The following is a 14,611-nucleotide window of genomic DNA, read 5'->3' as shown; positions in this document are numbered from 1 at the left end:
GCATCAACCGACGTAGCCGCCAGGAGACAGGCCACGCTGCGCCAGCCACGGCACCGGGTCGATGCGGTTCGAACCGTCGGTGAGGACCTCGAAGTGCAGGTGCGGTCCGGTGGAGTTGCCGCGGTTGCCCATGGTGGCGATCTGATCGCCCGCCATCACCCGCTGGCCCTTGCTCACCAGCCACGTGTTGATGTGCCCATACAGGGTCACCGTGCCGTCGGAGTGCCGCAGCTTGACCCAGGCGCCGTACCCCGCGGTGGGACCGACGTCGATCACGACGCCGTCCGAGGCGGCCACGATGGGGGTGCCGATGGAGTTCGCGATGTCGATGCCGCCGTGCAGCACGCCCCAGCGGTACCCGAAGCCCGACGTCCACACGCCCTTGGTCGGCATGACGAACATGGGGCGCGCCAACCGGGCCTCACGCTCGGCGCGTTCCTGCGCGAACGCCGCGCCGTTGGCGAGTTCCTGGCTGTGCACCGCCGAACTCGCCGCGGGCTGCACGGTGACGATCTGCATGCCGTCGACCGAGCCGGAAATCTGGGCGCCGTCGACGAACGCGCCCTGGCCGGCGGCCAGCATGGTCTCGGCGGGCTTGGCGTCGGCGGCGCTGGTGACGGTGTAGGCCGCGGCCGCCGTGGCCCCTGCCGCCATGGCGGCGGCGACCAGACGACCCTTGACGTGCCCACCGTCGAGCTTGCGGTGCGCGCCCCGACGGGAACCGGAGATGTCGATGACGTCGGTCTTGGCGTTGCCGTCGCTGGTGTCGGTGTGCGACGCGCGGTAGGCGCGCGACTCGCGCGGCGGCGTGATCTCGATGGGCTGGAACTGGGAGGGAACCACCAGCCGCAGCGGGACGAGGTCGTCGGTGTCGTGCATGTCGTCGAGTTCGGGGGCGTGGATGACGCGCGCCTCGCGATCGAACGCCGACGAGTTGCTGAACTCGAAGCCGTCGCCTAGATCGGGCAGATCCCCGAACTCGTTGAACGGAATGATGTCGGTGACCTCGGCGTCGAATCGGCTCGCCATGGCTCGCAGCTGCGACCTGGACGAACTGTGCTCAGCCAACCGAAATGTCCTTTGCGCCGTGACCATACCGTTACGAAGACCCCAGGCACGTTAACCAAATTCCAATGTTGGTGGCAAGCCGAGCAATCATTCCGCCCGGGATTGTGATCTGTATCACGAAGCGTGCCCGGTGAGATGTGCCACATGGGTGGTAGGGGGTTTCAGCCCTCGGCGCGGGTGTGGATAAAGTTCGAAACGGGCCAAGTCCGGCCAGACCTTCCTCATCAGCATCTCAGCAGCATCAATCGTCAACGCAGACAGACAGTGAGCCCATGGATCTCTTCGAATACCAGGCGAAAGAACTGTTCGCCAAGCACAACGTACCGACTACGCCCGGCCGCGTCACGGACAGCGCCGAGGACGCCAAGGCCATCGCCGAGGAAATCGGCAGGCCCGTCATGGTCAAGGCCCAGGTCAAGGTCGGTGGCCGCGGCAAGGCCGGCGGTGTGAAGTACGCGGCCACGCCCGACGACGCCTTCACCCACGCGCAGAACATCCTGGGCCTCGACATCAAGGGTCACGTCGTCAAGAAGCTGCTCGTCGCCGAGGCCAGTGACATCGCCGAGGAGTACTACATCTCCTTCCTGCTCGATCGGTCCAACCGCACCTACCTGGCCATGTGCTCGGTCGAGGGCGGCATGGAGATCGAAGAGGTCGCCGCCACCAAGCCCGACCGCCTCGCGAAGGTGCCCGTCGACGCCGTCAAGGGTGTCGACCTGGCGTTCGCCCGCTCCATCGCCGAGCAGGGCCACCTTCCCGCCGAGGTCCTCGACGCCGCGGCCGTGACCATCCAGAAGCTCTGGGAGGTGTTCGTCGGCGAGGACGCGACCCTCGTCGAGGTGAACCCGCTGGTGCGCACGCCCGACGACCAGATCCTGGCTCTCGACGGCAAGGTCACCCTGGACGCGAACGCCGACTTCCGTCAGCCCGGCCACGCCGAGTTCGAGGACAAGGACGCCACCGATCCCCTGGAACTCAAGGCCAAGGAGAACGACCTCAACTACGTCAAGCTCGACGGCGAGGTCGGCATCATCGGCAACGGCGCGGGCCTGGTCATGTCGACGCTCGACGTCGTCGCCTACGCCGGCGAGAAGCACGGCAACGTCAAGCCCGCGAACTTCCTCGACATCGGCGGTGGCGCCTCGGCCGAGGTGATGGCCAACGGCCTCGACGTCATCCTGGGCGACAGCCAGGTCAAGAGCGTGTTCGTCAACGTCTTCGGCGGCATCACCGCCTGCGACGCCGTCGCCAACGGCATCGTCAAGGCCCTGCAGATCCTGGGCGACGAGGCCAACAAGCCGCTCGTGGTCCGCCTCGACGGCAACAACGTCGAAGAGGGCCGGCGCATCCTGGCCGAGGCCAACCACCCGTTGGTGATCCAGGCCGACACCATGGACGAGGGCGCCGACAAGGCCGCCGAGCTGGCGAACAAGTAAGGGGCACCGAGAATGTCGATCTTTCTGAACAAGGACTCCAAGGTCATCGTCCAGGGCATCACCGGCGGCGAGGGCACCAAGCACACCGCGCTGATGCTCAAGGCCGGCACCCAGATCGTGGGTGGCGTCAACGCTCGCAAGGCGGGCACCACGGTTGAGCACGTGGACAAAGATGGTGCGCCAATCAGTCTCCCGGTGTTCGGCAGCGTCGCCGAGGCCATGAAGGAGACCGGCGCCGACGTGTCGATCGCCTTCGTGCCGCCGGCCTTCTCCAAGGACGCCATCATCGAGGCCATCGACGCCGAGATCCCGCTGCTGGTCGTCATCACCGAGGGCATCCCGGTGCAGGACACCGCCTACGCGTGGGCCTACAACGTGGAGAAGGGCCAGAAGACGCGCATCATCGGGCCCAACTGTCCCGGCATCATCACCCCCGGTGAGTCGCTGGTGGGCATCACGCCCAACAACATCACCGGCAAGGGCCCCATCGGGCTGGTGTCGAAGTCCGGCACGCTGACCTACCAGATGATGTACGAGCTGCGCGATCTCGGCTTCTCGACCGCCATCGGCATCGGCGGCGACCCCGTCATCGGCACCACCCACATCGACGCCATCGAGGCGTTCGAGAAGGATCCCGAGACCAAGCTCATCGTCATGATCGGCGAGATCGGCGGCGACGCCGAGGAGAAGGCGGGCGCCTACATCCAGGCCAACGTCACCAAGCCCGTCGTCGGCTACGTCGCGGGCTTCACCGCACCCGAGGGCAAGACCATGGGCCACGCGGGCGCCATCGTCTCCGACGGCGCGGGTACCGCCCAGGGCAAGAAGGAAGCCCTCGAAGCCGCAGGCGTGAAGGTCGGCAAGACGCCGTCCGAGACCGCCAAGCTGGCGCGCGAGATCTTCGAGTCGCTCTAGCCTCTCACCGCGAGCAGACGCAAACGTCCGGTCACACCTGGTGTTTCGTGCACGTTTACGTCTGCTCGCGGTAGTGCAGGACCCGTCGCAGTAGCGGATCGGTGAGGTCGTACCAGGTGGCGCGCCGGTCGGCGTCGTCCTTGGTGGACGTCACCCAGTGCGCGCCGCCCAACCGGCCGAGGGCCGTCGCCGCGGACTGATTCGACACCCCCACGGCGGCCGCCAAATCACCGACCGTGCGCGGCCCGTCGGCTCTGGCCAGTTCGACGACCAGGCGCTGTTCGCCGGCGGGCAGGCCCCACAGTCGCCGCTGGAAGTCCGGCACCAGCCGGTCCAGGAGCGCCTCGACGGCCGGTGTCACCGCCTGAAGCGCGGCGACGTCGGCGAACTGCGCGAGCAGCTGCCACGGCCGCGGGGCGCCCCCGAACACGCGGTAGATCTCCGCGATACACGAAGCGCCAGAGTCGGTTTCGACGAAGTCGGCCATGTCGTGCGCGCCCCGGGAACGCGCTCCGCGGGCCACCAGCGCCGCCACGTCCGACGGTGTGAGGTCACCGAGGGTCTCCACCATGAACGACCCGTACCACGGGAACCGGCGCGACGAGACCCCGGAGAACAGGGCCGGCGTGGTCGCAAAGATCGTGACCTCCGTGGACGTTTCCACCCATGCCCGCAAGCTGCCCTGCCCGTCGAGGCCGATGCCGTCGAACACGCGGTCCAGGTTCTCCACGGCCAGCAACACCATCCGGCCCGCCGCCACCGTCGAGATCGCCTGCTCGATGCCGACGGCGTCCTTGTCGCGGCGCAGCGCCCGCGCCGTGACCTCGAGGTCGGGATCGATGGCCCGGGCCGCCTCCACCAGCAGGTCCAGATACGAGCCGATGGCCAGCGAGTCCTCCGGGATCACGACCGGCAGTACGCGTTCGGCGGTGGCGGCGTCGTCGCACGCGCGCTTGAGCGCCACTCGCAGGGTGTGGGTCTTGCCGGCCCCGCGCGGTGCGACCAGCAGGGTGTGCGGCCGCGAGCCGTCGCGCGCAGCCCCGCGCAGGCGTCGCACCAGTCGGTCGAACAGCGCCTGCCTGCCGACGGTCGCCGCGTCCAGGTCGGCGACGTCGATCGCCGCGGGCGTGTGCGCGGCCGTCATCGGCGCATGGCCTTCCACGCGCGCTGGATCAGCGGGGAGGCGAAGCGATCGGTGTCGCCCTGACGCTGCAGATAGTGGTCGAGTTCCAGACGCTCGATCAACCGCACCAGACGCGAGCGATCGTCGATCGCCATGCCTTCGCCCGCAAGGAGATTCATCACGTCGTCGACGCCGAGCGGGTGGGTGGCGTGGGCGTACACGTCGAGCAGCGTGGCGATGGGACCGGCGTCGGCGCCGTAATAGGTGTCCAACCGGTCCCGGTAGTGGCGCAGGTCCCACGGGTCGGTCAGATCGTCGATGGCGGCGGTGACGAGGCCGGGGACCTCGTCGGGCGTCGGCAGCGCGCCCGTGCGTCCCCAGAACTCCTGCGAGGCCAGCACCAGGTGCTGAATGTAGTAGGGGACGTTCTCGGCGGCGGCGGCCAGCGCGGGCGCGATCCGGTGGGCGTCCTGCACGCCGGCCCCCACGCCGAGCAGGAGGCATCCGGCCAGATAGCTCGCGTGGTCGGAGCGGATGGGTCCGACCGCGATCTTGCGGATGTCGTTGACGGTGCTGGGCGCGTCCTCGGACACGTGGTGAAAACCGATGGACCCCGACAGCACCGTCGCGACGCGGCCGCCGTAGTCCTGCCGGAAGCGCCGCAGCGTGCGCAGGAAGTCCTCGCCGGAGCCCGGTTGGGACCGCTCGAGCTTGCGGGCCAGGACCGTCACCTCGTCGATGAACAGGACCACCTGCCGGTCCCGGGCCCGCGCGACGGCCTGACGGAGCAACTCGTCCATGGCCGAGGCCGCGCGGGCGTCGCGTTCGACCGTCACCGGCCCGGCGGTGATCGAGACCCGCAGCCTGGCCAATTCCTTGCGCCACCCCGGCTCGAACCGGGCGAGTTCGGCGGCCAGGGCGGCCACGAAGTCCGCGTAGGTACCGCGCTCCGCGCTGGCGGCGCCCACCAAGGCACCGGCCTGACGCACCTGGTGCTGCACGACGCGCGACAGCGACGTCTTGCCGTGCCGCCGATCACCTACCAGTACCGCGCCGCTGTGGGGCAGGGCGGCGATGACCGCCTCGACGTCGCGATACCGTCCCACCACGTCACCGGGCCTGACGACGCCGCCGACCACCAGGGTCATGGGGCGCAGCTGCCAGTCCACGTCTCGAGAATACGCCGGAGATGACGTACGTCAACGTCGTCGTACATCTGACTCGACGTACGCCGGCTCCGTCGTCGGTTGCTGAGCAGACGCAAATGTTCCGTGCCACCTGCATCGGAGCGAACACTTGCGTCTGCTCGAGGGGGCGTGCGGGGCGTCGGTTAGCCTCACGAACGAACGAACCAGGAGGGCCGCCATGCAGATCGATCCGCGCACACCCGTGCTCGTCGGCGTCGGCCAGTTCACCGAACGCATCGACGATCCCGGGTACCGCGGCATGTCGGCCGTCGACCTCGCGACCGCAGCCACCGATGCCGCGCTCGCCGACACCGGAGTCGACGCCGCCAAGGTGGCCGCAGCCGTCGACACCGTCTTCGCCCTCCGGCAGTTCGAGATCTCCGGACCCATGCCCGCCGCGCTCGGCAAGTCCAACAACTACCCCCGCTCGGTGATGAACCGCGTCGGCGGCAACCCCGCCCGCGCGGTCCTCGAACCGGTGGGCGGGCAGAGTCCGCAGAAGCTCGTGACCGAGGCGGGCAACCTCATCGCCGCGGGCGACGCCGACGTCGTCGTGATCATGGGATCCGAACCCGGCTCCACGGCACGCTATTTCGCCAATCGCGGCGACAAGCCCGACTTCACCGAACACGTCGACGGCCAGCTGGAGGACCGCGGTCACCAGATCTACAGCTACATCGACGATTACACCGTGCAGCACGGCCTGACCGGCGCACCCGTGCAATACGGGCTGCTGGACAACGCCCGCCGCGCGCGTCTGGGTCTCGGCGTCGCCGAGTACCGCCGCGAGATGGCCGAACTGTTCGCCCCGATGTCGAAAGTGGCCGCGAACAACCCGTTCTCGTCGTCACCGGTGGAACGGTCCGTCGACGAGATCATCACCGTCACCGACGACAATCGGATGATCTGCGACCCCTACCCGCGCCTGCTGGTCGCCCGCGACACCGTCAACCAAGGTGCCGCAGCCGTGCTGACGTCGGTCGAGACGGCCCGCAGACTCGGTGTGCCCGAGCAGAAGTGGGTCTTCGTCCACGGGCACGCCGACTTGATCGAACAGCCCCTCCTGGAACGCGCCGACCTGGGGGCTGCCCCCGCCTCGGTGGCCGCGATCCACGAGGCCCTGCGCGTCGCCGGCCTGACGGTCGACGACGTCGCGACGTTCGACCTCTACAGCTGCTTCCCGTTCCCGGTGTTCGTCGGCTGCGAGGCGCTGGGCGTGACACACGACGATCCACGCGGGCTCACGCTCACCGGCGGCCTCCCGTACTTCGGGGGCCCGGGAAACAGTTACTCGCTGCACGGCATCGCCGAAACCGTGACCCACATGCGTTCGTCGCCAGGGTCATTCGGGTTCGTCGGCGCCAACGGCGGCATCGCCAGCAAGTACTCCACCGGCATCTACTCCACCACGCCCGTCGAGTGGCGCGCCGATCACAGCGCACGGCTGCGCGACGAGATCGCCTCCCTGCCGAAGATCGCCGTCACCAAGCAGGTCGACGGCGACGGCACCATCGAGACCTACTCGGTGCGCTACGACTGGCCCATCCGCACGGGCATCATCGTGGGCCGTCTGGACGCCGACGGTTCCCGCTTCATGGCCACGACCGACGACGTCGACCTGGTGGCCTTGATGTCCGACGGGGACCCGTTGGGCGCCGCCATCACCGTGTGGTCCACCGAGCACGGCAACCGTGCGGCGCTCGCCTGAACCCAGCGGCTACACCAGCGCGGCGAGCTTGCCCGCCAGGCGCTCGACGTAGGCCGCCACCTCGGGCTCGGTCTTGTCCGGCAGGCCGAACAGCACCTCGGTGACGCCCAGATCGGCCCAGCGGGCCAGCTTCTCGGGATCCGGCTTGAAGTCCAGGGCCACGATCTGGGGCGCCCCGTCGCGGCCCGCGGCCGCCCAGGTGTCCTGCAACGACTTCACCGGGGCGTCGATGTCGAAGTCGCGGGGCGTGGTGATCCAACCGTCGGCGGACTTCGCGATCCACTTGAAGTTCTTCTCGGTGCCCGCCGCGCCGACGAGCACCGGCACGTGGGCCTGCCTCGGCTTCGGCCACGCCCACGACGGACCGAAGTTCACGAACTCGCCGTGGTATTCGGCCTCTTCCTGCGTCCACAGCGCACGCATGGCCTCCAGGTACTCGCGCAGCATCGTGCGTCGCCGCCCGGCGGGGACGTTGTGGTCGGCGAGTTCGTCGGTGTTCCAACCGAACCCGACGCCGAGTGACACGCGACCGCCCGACATGTGATCCAGTGTCGCGATCGACTTCGCGAGCGTGATGGGGTCGTGCTCCACCGGCAACGCCACCGCCGTCGACAACCGCACCCGCGTCGTCACCGCGGCTGCCGCGCCCAGTGACACCCAGGGGTCGAGCGTGCGCATGTAGCGGTCGTCGGGCAGCGTCTCGTCACCCGTCGTGGGGTGGGCGGCCTCGCGCTTGATCGGGATGTGGGTGTGCTCGGGCACGTAGAAGGTGGTGAAGCCATGCTCGTCGGCGAGCTTGGCCGCAGCCGCGGGAGCGATGCCACGATCGCTGGTGAAGAGAACGAGCCCGTAGTCCATGCCCAGAATTAGAACGTGTTTCAGTCCGTGTGCGCAAGACTCCTCCCAGGTGGGCTGGACGGCGGCGGGCGCACGTTGGACGCCCGCGCCCGCATTCCGCTCAGCCCGATCCTTACCCGTGACCTCGCCGGACGAAGTTGCTGGGATGGCTGTTCATGACGACAGAACGCATCGCCGACCACGTCCGGTTCGCGTACTGGGTGCCCAATGTCAGCGGCGGCCTGGTGACCAGTGACATCGAGCAGCGCACCGACTGGGGCTACGACTACAACGTCAAGCTGGCCCAGACCGCCGAACGCAACGGTTTCGAGTACGCGCTGTCGCAGGTGCGCTACGAGGCCAGTTACGGTGCCGAATACCAGCACGAGTCCACCAGCTTCAGCCTCGCGCTGTTGCTGGCCACCGAACGGCTGAAGGTGATCGCCGCGGTGCACCCCGGCCTGTGGCAACCCGCCGTCCTGGCCAAACTGGGCGCCACCGCCGATCAATTGTCCAAGGGCCGCTTCGCCGTCAACGTCGTCTCGGGCTGGTTCAAGGACGAGTTCACGCACCTGGGAGAACCCTGGCTGGAACACGACGAGCGCTACCGCCGCAGCGGCGAGTTCCTCCAGGTGCTGCGCAAGATCTGGACCGAGGACGACGTGGACTTCCGCGGCGACTTCTACCGCATCCACGACTTCACGCTCAAACCCAAGCCGTTCAACACCCCCGAGCGGCCGAATCCGGAGATCTTCCAAGGGGGCAACTCGACGGCAGCCCGCCGCAACGGTGGCCTCTACGCCGACTGGTACTTCTCCAACGGCAAGGACTTCGACGGCGTCACCGAACAAGTGGTCGACGTGCGCAACCACGCCCGCGGCGTCGACCGCGAGGTCAAGTTCGGGCTCAACGGCTTCATCATCGCCAGGGACACCGAGAAGGAAGCCAGAGACGTCCTCAGGGAGATCGTCGCCAAGGCCAACCGGCCCGCCGTCGAGGGCTTCCGCTCCGCCGTGCAGCAGGCGGGCAACTCCACCGCCGACAAGAAGGGCATGTGGGCCGACTCGAGCTTCGAGGACCTGGTGCAGTACAACGACGGCTTCCGCACCCAGCTGATCGGCACCCCGGAGCAGATCGCCGAGCGCATCGCCGCCTACCGCAAGCGCGGCGTCGACCTCATCCTCGGCGGCTTCCTGCACTTTCAGGAAGAGATCGAGTACTTCGGGTCCAAGGTGCTGCCGCTGGTCCGTGAAATCGAAACCGCAGAGGAGGATTCGGCGGAGGCGCCGGTGCTGGTCTCCGCGTGAGTGCCGGCTCGCCGCGGCCCGGCCGCGGCGAGCGGGCTCGCGCGCCCCGCGCCGCGATGGTGACGGGGTCCGTCCGACGGTGCGCTAGCGTGGGAGAGCGAATCGAGGAGCACAGGAGAGGTCATGAGCTACCCGCCCGGTAACCCTGGTTATCCGCCACCCGCGCCGACGACCCAGTTCGCGGCGCCCACACAGCAGTTCGCCAGGCCGACGGACCCCGCTCCCGCGGGACCGAGCAAGCTGCCGTTCTACCTGAGCATCGCCGTGGCCGTCTTCGGCCTGGCCGTCTACCTGTCGAACTTCGGGCCGCTGTTCACCATCAGCAACTCGGAGTTCCCGCAGCTGGGCACCGCCAGCGGCACCACCCCCGGACTCAACAACGCGGTCATCGCGTCGGTGCTCGCCGGGCTGGTCGCCGCCGTGGCCCTGCTGCCCAAGCAGAAGGCGCTGCACGGCTGGATCACCGTCATCTCGACGCTGTCGTTCCTGCTGGTGCTCGCCGAGGTGTTCAAGGCCCCGGCCGAGGTGTCCGTCGGCTGGGCGCTGTACCTCGTCATCGTGTTCACCTTCCTGCAGGCGGGCGCCGCCGTGTGCAACCTGCTGCTCGACGCGGGCATCATCACCGCCCCCGAGCCCAAGCAGCGCTACGACGCCCCCTACGGCGGCTACGCCCCGCAGCAGCAGTACTACGGCCAGTCGGGCCAGCCGGGCCAGTCGGGCCAGCCGGGCCAGCACCAGCCCGGTCAGCACCAGGGCGCGCAGCAGCGCCCCGGCTATGGTCAACCGCAGCAGGGCCAACCCCAGCAGGGCCAACCCCAGCAGTACGGCGGCTACGGTGCCGCGTCGGGCAGCCCCTACGGCGCCCAGAGCGGGCACACCGGCCCCCCGACGCCGCCCACCGGTTTCCCCGCCTACGGCCAGCCGCAGCCCCCGGGAAGTTCCGAGGACACCGGCCCGCAGGCCACCGCGGCGCCGCAACAGTCAGCACCCACACAGCAGACACAACAGTCTGCGCCGTCGCAGACCACTCCCGGACAGTCGTAGTCTCTAGCGGCGCGCACCCGTTCCGCGCGCGCACCCGCCTGCGCGAGGAGTGACCCGTCTAGTGGACAACCGGCCCGTCGGCGCACGCCAGGCCCGCGACCTGCTGAGGGTCGCGTTCGGCCCGTCGGTCGTCGCGCTGGTGATCATCGCTGCCGTCGTGCTGCTGCAGCTGCTGATCGCCAACAGCGACATGACCGGCGCGTTCGGCGCGATCGCCAGCATGTGGTTGGGCGTGCACCAGGTGCCCGTCTCGATCGGCGGCCGCGAGCTGGGCGTCATGCCGCTGCTGCCGATGTTGGCGATGGTGTGGGGCACCGCCCGCACCACGGCAGGAGCCCTGGCGCCCAACGCGTCCTGGTTCGTGGCGCGGTGGGTGGCCGCATCCGCGCTGGGCGGCCCGTTGCTCATCGCCGCGCTGACGCTCGCCGTCATCCACGACGCGTCGTCGGTGCTCACCGAACTGCAAACCCCCAGCGCGCTGCGCGCCTTCGGCGGCGTGCTGGCCGTACACCTGGCAGGAGCGGCCATCGGCGTCGGCACGCGCCTGCGACGCCGGCTGACCCACCTGCCGTGGGTCCCGCCCTGGCTGCCCGAAGCCGGCCGCGCCGCAGCCGCAGGCGCCCTGGCGCTCTGCGCCCTGTCCGGCGTCGTCACCGCCGGGTCGCTGATCGTGCACTGGGGCACCATGCACGACCTGTTCGCCATCACCGACTCGGTCTTCGGGCAACTCAGCCTCACGCTGCTGTCACTGCTCTACGTGCCCAACGTGATCATCGGCACCACGGCCGTCGCCGTCGGCTCCAGCGCACACGTCGGGCTCGCTACCTTCAGCGCCTTCACCGTCCTCGGCGGCGACGTCCCCGCCGTCCCGGTGTTGGCCGCCGCCCCCACACCGCCACTGGGGCCGGTGTGGGTGGCGCTGCTGATCGTCGGCGCCGCCTCGGCCGTCGCCCTGGGGCAGCAGTGCGCCAGGCGCCCGCTGCCGCCCGGCGGTGCCGCGGCCAAGCTCGTCGTCGCCGCGGCGCTCGCCACCGGGATCATGACCCTGCTGGCGTTCGCCGGAAGCGGACGGCTCGGCAACTTCGGCGACGTCGGCGTCGACCAGACCACCTACGCGCCCGCGCTGCTGAGCTGGTATCTGCTGATCGGCGGGCTGACGGTTCTCATGTCCGGCGGCGTCCGGTGGGTGCGCACGCCGCGGCGCCCCCGTCAGACCGCGCCGCCCACTGCGGCGCCGACGCTGACGCTGGGCGCCGCCACCCCGGTGGTCGCCGAGCGGCTCGACGACCCGTTCGCGCCGCTCGACGACACGGCCCCGCCGCCCGACGACACGGCCCCCCGCGAGCCGCAACGGTACGAGCCCGCCGACGACGACGTCGAGGATCCCGAACCCGCGCCGCGCGCGCCCTGGGTCGACGAACGGGCCGACGAGCCCGTGCACACGCCGCCGCCGCGCCCGCGTCGGGTCCGGCCCGACCCGCGCCCCGTCGACCTCGAAGACGACCCCGAGGCCCACTTCATGACCGACGAGGACGTATCGATCGATTGGCCCGGTGCCACCACCGACGAGAGACGCGGGCCGGGCGATTAGGCTGCTTCGCGTGCAGCCCGAGCGACGTGTGCCCCCCAGCGCCCCCGCGCGTCTGGTCGTGCTGGCCTCGGGCACGGGATCGCTGCTCGAATCGCTGCTGTCCAGCGCCAAGGACGACTTCCCCGCCCGCGTGGTCGCCGTGGGCACCGACCGCGCGTGCCGGGCCGTCGACGTGGCCGCCGCCGCGGGCATTCCGGCCTACACCGAGCGCCTCGGGGACCATCCCGACAGGGCAGCCTGGGACGCCGCGATCACCGCCGCCACCGACGCGCACCAGCCGGACCTGGTGGTCTCCGCAGGCTTCATGAAGATCCTTGGCCCGCAGTTCCTCTCGCGGTTCATGGGGCGGGTGGTCAACACCCATCCGGCGTTGCTTCCGGCGTTCCCCGGCGCCCACGCGGTGCCCGACGCGCTCGCCTACGGCGTGCGCGTCACAGGGTGCACCGTGCACCTGGTGGACGCCGGCGTGGACACCGGCCCCATCCTGGCGCAAGAGGCGGTGCCCGTGCTCGACGGCGACGACGAGGCGACGCTGCACGAGCGCATCAAGGTCGTGGAACGACGGTTGTTGGTGGACGTCCTCGCGGCAATGGCGATTCGCGGCGTGACGTGGACGGGACGGAAGGCGGCGCTGGGATGACCGGCACGCGAGAAGGAATGGTGACGACGTGCAGGGGAGCAGCGAAGTGAGCGACACGGACGGCCGCAGGGCGATCAAGCGGGCGCTGGTCAGCGTCTACGACAAGACGGGTCTCGCCGAACTGGCGCAAGGACTGCACGAGGCGGGGGTCACCATCGTCTCGACCGGCTCCACCGCGAAGACCATTGCGGCAGCCGGTGTTCCGGTGACCCCGGTGGAGGACGTCACCGGCTTCCCCGAGGTGCTCGACGGTCGCGTCAAGACGCTGCACCCACACGTGCACGCCGGTCTGCTCGCCGACACCCGCAAGCCCGAACACGTCACGGCGCTCGCCGATCTCGGGGTCGAGGCCTTCGAACTGGTCGTCGTCAACCTGTACCCGTTCAGCGAGACCGTGGCGTCCGGGGCCGACGTCGACGAGTGCGTCGAACAGATCGACATCGGCGGACCGTCGATGGTGCGCGCGGCCGCGAAGAACCATCCGAGCGTCGCCGTCGTCGTCGAGCCCCGCGGTTACGACGGCGTACTGGCCGCCGTCCGCGCCGGTGGCTTCACGCTGCCCGAACGGAAGCGCTTGGCATCGTTGGCCTTCCGGCACACCGCCGAGTACGACGTCGCCGTCGCCACCTGGATGGGGCAGACGCTGGCACCCGAGCAGCCCGCCGGGCCGCTGCCCGAGTGGTACGCCGGCACCTGGCGTCGCAGCGCCGTGCTGCGGTACGGGGAGAACCCGCACCAGCAGGCCGCGCTGTATCTCGACGACGCCGGCTGGCCCGGCCTGGCGCAGGCAGAACAGTTGCACGGCAAGGAGATGTCGTACAACAACTACACCGACGCCGACGCGGCGTGGCGCGCCGCGTTCGACCACGAGCAGACCTGCGTCGCGATCATCAAGCACGCCAACCCCTGTGGCATCGCGGTCTCGTCGGTGTCGGTGGCCGACGCCCACCGCAAGGCGCACGAATGCGATCCGCTGAGCGCGTTCGGCGGCGTCATCGCCGCCAACACCACGGTGAGCGTCGAGATGGCCGAGACCGTCGCCGACATCTTCACCGAGGTCATCATCGCCCCGGCCTACGAACCGGGTGCCGTCGAGATCCTGGCCCGCAAGAAGAACATCCGCGTGCTGGTGGCCGCGGAGCCGCAGCGCGGCGAGACGGAGTTCCGCAAGGTCAGCGGCGGCCTGCTGGTGCAGCAGACCGACGCCGTCGACGCCGAGGGCGACGACCCGGCGAACTGGACGCTCGCGACCGGCGAGCCCGCCGACGCGGACACCCTCGCCGAACTGGTCTTCGCGTGGCGCGCCTGCCGCGCCGTGAAGTCCAACGCCATCGTCGTCGTCAAGGACGGAGCCACGGTCGGCGTCGGCATGGGCCAGGTGAACCGGGTGGACGCCGCGCGACTTGCCGTCGAGCGTGGCGGCGACCGGGTGGCGGGGGCCGTCGCGTCGTCCGACGCGTTCTTCCCGTTCCCGGACGGGCTGGAGGTGCTGACCGCCGCCGGCGTCCGCGCCATCGTGCACCCGGGCGGATCGGTCCGCGACGACGAGGTCGCCGCGGCAGCCGCCAAGGCGGGCGTCACGCTGTACCTCACCGGGGCGCGTCACTTCGCCCACTGACCGTGCCCCGCGAGCAGACGCAAACGTCCGCTGGCTCCTGGGCCGATGCGGACATTCGCGTCTGGTCGCGGGGGTGGGTGGGGTGGGCAACACCCGTTCCCGACCTATTCCCGCCTGCGCTGATGGCGTAACCACGA

At 69.7% G+C, this 14,611-nt stretch carries 12 protein-coding genes; 8 read left to right on the top strand and 4 right to left on the bottom strand.

Features of this window, described 5'->3' with window-relative positions; translation table 11 throughout:
* Positions 1–3: 3 nt before the first annotated feature.
* Positions 4–1,029: a M23 family metallopeptidase gene (locus AC30CM_RS07145; RefSeq protein WP_490116145.1), complete on the bottom strand. Its 1,026-nt coding sequence runs from the start codon at positions 1,027–1,029 to the stop codon at positions 4–6.
* A gap of 311 nt (positions 1,030–1,340) precedes the next feature.
* Here AC30CM_RS07145 and sucC point away from each other — a divergent pair, with 311 nt between their 5' ends.
* Both sucC and sucD read left to right on the top strand, forming a co-directional pair.
* The gene (gene sucC, locus AC30CM_RS07140; protein WP_490116144.1) at positions 1,341–2,504 is read left to right on the top strand and encodes an ADP-forming succinate--CoA ligase subunit beta; all 1,164 of its coding nucleotides are present in this window, start codon (positions 1,341–1,343) and stop codon (positions 2,502–2,504) included.
* 12 nt (positions 2,505–2,516) lie between these two features.
* A complete protein-coding gene (gene sucD / locus AC30CM_RS07135; protein ID WP_490116143.1) occupies positions 2,517–3,419 on the top strand; it encodes a succinate--CoA ligase subunit alpha in 903 nt (300 codons plus the stop codon).
* A 55-nt stretch (positions 3,420–3,474) separates the two neighbouring features.
* On the opposite strand, the gene AC30CM_RS07130 is transcribed toward sucD, so the two are convergent.
* The gene (locus tag AC30CM_RS07130) at positions 3,475–4,563 is read right to left on the bottom strand and encodes a MarR family transcriptional regulator (protein WP_490116142.1); all 1,089 of its coding nucleotides are present in this window, start codon (positions 4,561–4,563) and stop codon (positions 3,475–3,477) included.
* The gene (locus AC30CM_RS07125) at positions 4,560–5,711 is read right to left on the bottom strand and encodes a P-loop NTPase family protein (RefSeq protein ID WP_490116141.1); all 1,152 of its coding nucleotides are present in this window, start codon (positions 5,709–5,711) and stop codon (positions 4,560–4,562) included. The genes AC30CM_RS07130 and AC30CM_RS07125 overlap by 4 nt, the downstream gene beginning before the upstream one ends.
* A gap of 196 nt (positions 5,712–5,907) precedes the next feature.
* On the opposite strand from AC30CM_RS07125, the gene AC30CM_RS07120 reads away from it, so the two are divergent.
* On the top strand, positions 5,908–7,437 hold the full coding sequence (locus tag AC30CM_RS07120) for an acetyl-CoA acetyltransferase (protein WP_490116140.1): 1,530 nt from the start codon (positions 5,908–5,910) through the stop codon (positions 7,435–7,437).
* Positions 7,438–7,446: 9 nt separating this feature from the next.
* Here AC30CM_RS07120 and AC30CM_RS07115 read toward each other — a convergent pair whose 3' ends face one another.
* Entirely contained in the window at positions 7,447–8,295 is an 849-nt protein-coding gene (locus AC30CM_RS07115) for an LLM class F420-dependent oxidoreductase (protein WP_490116139.1), read from the bottom strand.
* Positions 8,296–8,450: 155 nt separating this feature from the next.
* Between AC30CM_RS07115 and sfnG the strand changes: the two genes are divergently transcribed.
* The 5 genes from sfnG to purH all read left to right on the top strand — a co-directional run bounded on the left by sfnG (position 8,451) and on the right by purH (position 14,474).
* A complete protein-coding gene (gene sfnG / locus AC30CM_RS07110) occupies positions 8,451–9,581 on the top strand; it encodes a dimethylsulfone monooxygenase SfnG (protein ID WP_490116138.1) in 1,131 nt (376 codons plus the stop codon).
* 123 nt (positions 9,582–9,704) lie between these two features.
* On the top strand, positions 9,705–10,625 hold the full coding sequence (locus tag AC30CM_RS07105) for a DUF5336 domain-containing protein (protein WP_490116137.1): 921 nt from the start codon (positions 9,705–9,707) through the stop codon (positions 10,623–10,625).
* A 61-nt stretch (positions 10,626–10,686) separates the two neighbouring features.
* Entirely contained in the window at positions 10,687–12,216 is a 1,530-nt protein-coding gene (locus tag AC30CM_RS07100; RefSeq protein WP_490116136.1) for a cell division protein PerM, read from the top strand.
* A gap of 10 nt (positions 12,217–12,226) precedes the next feature.
* Complete coding sequence (gene purN / locus AC30CM_RS07095) at positions 12,227–12,856, top strand: phosphoribosylglycinamide formyltransferase (RefSeq protein ID WP_490116135.1); 630 nt, start codon at positions 12,227–12,229, stop codon at positions 12,854–12,856.
* A gap of 46 nt (positions 12,857–12,902) precedes the next feature.
* On the top strand, positions 12,903–14,474 hold the full coding sequence (purH, locus tag AC30CM_RS07090; RefSeq protein ID WP_490116134.1) for a bifunctional phosphoribosylaminoimidazolecarboxamide formyltransferase/IMP cyclohydrolase: 1,572 nt from the start codon (positions 12,903–12,905) through the stop codon (positions 14,472–14,474).
* Positions 14,475–14,611 lie beyond the last annotated feature (137 nt).

It is taken from the genome of Mycobacterium sp. DHQP2018-32-09, assembly GCF_058148405.1.
The sequence above is the reverse complement of the archived record's forward strand: the minus strand, read 5'-3'. Positions and strand labels throughout refer to the sequence as shown.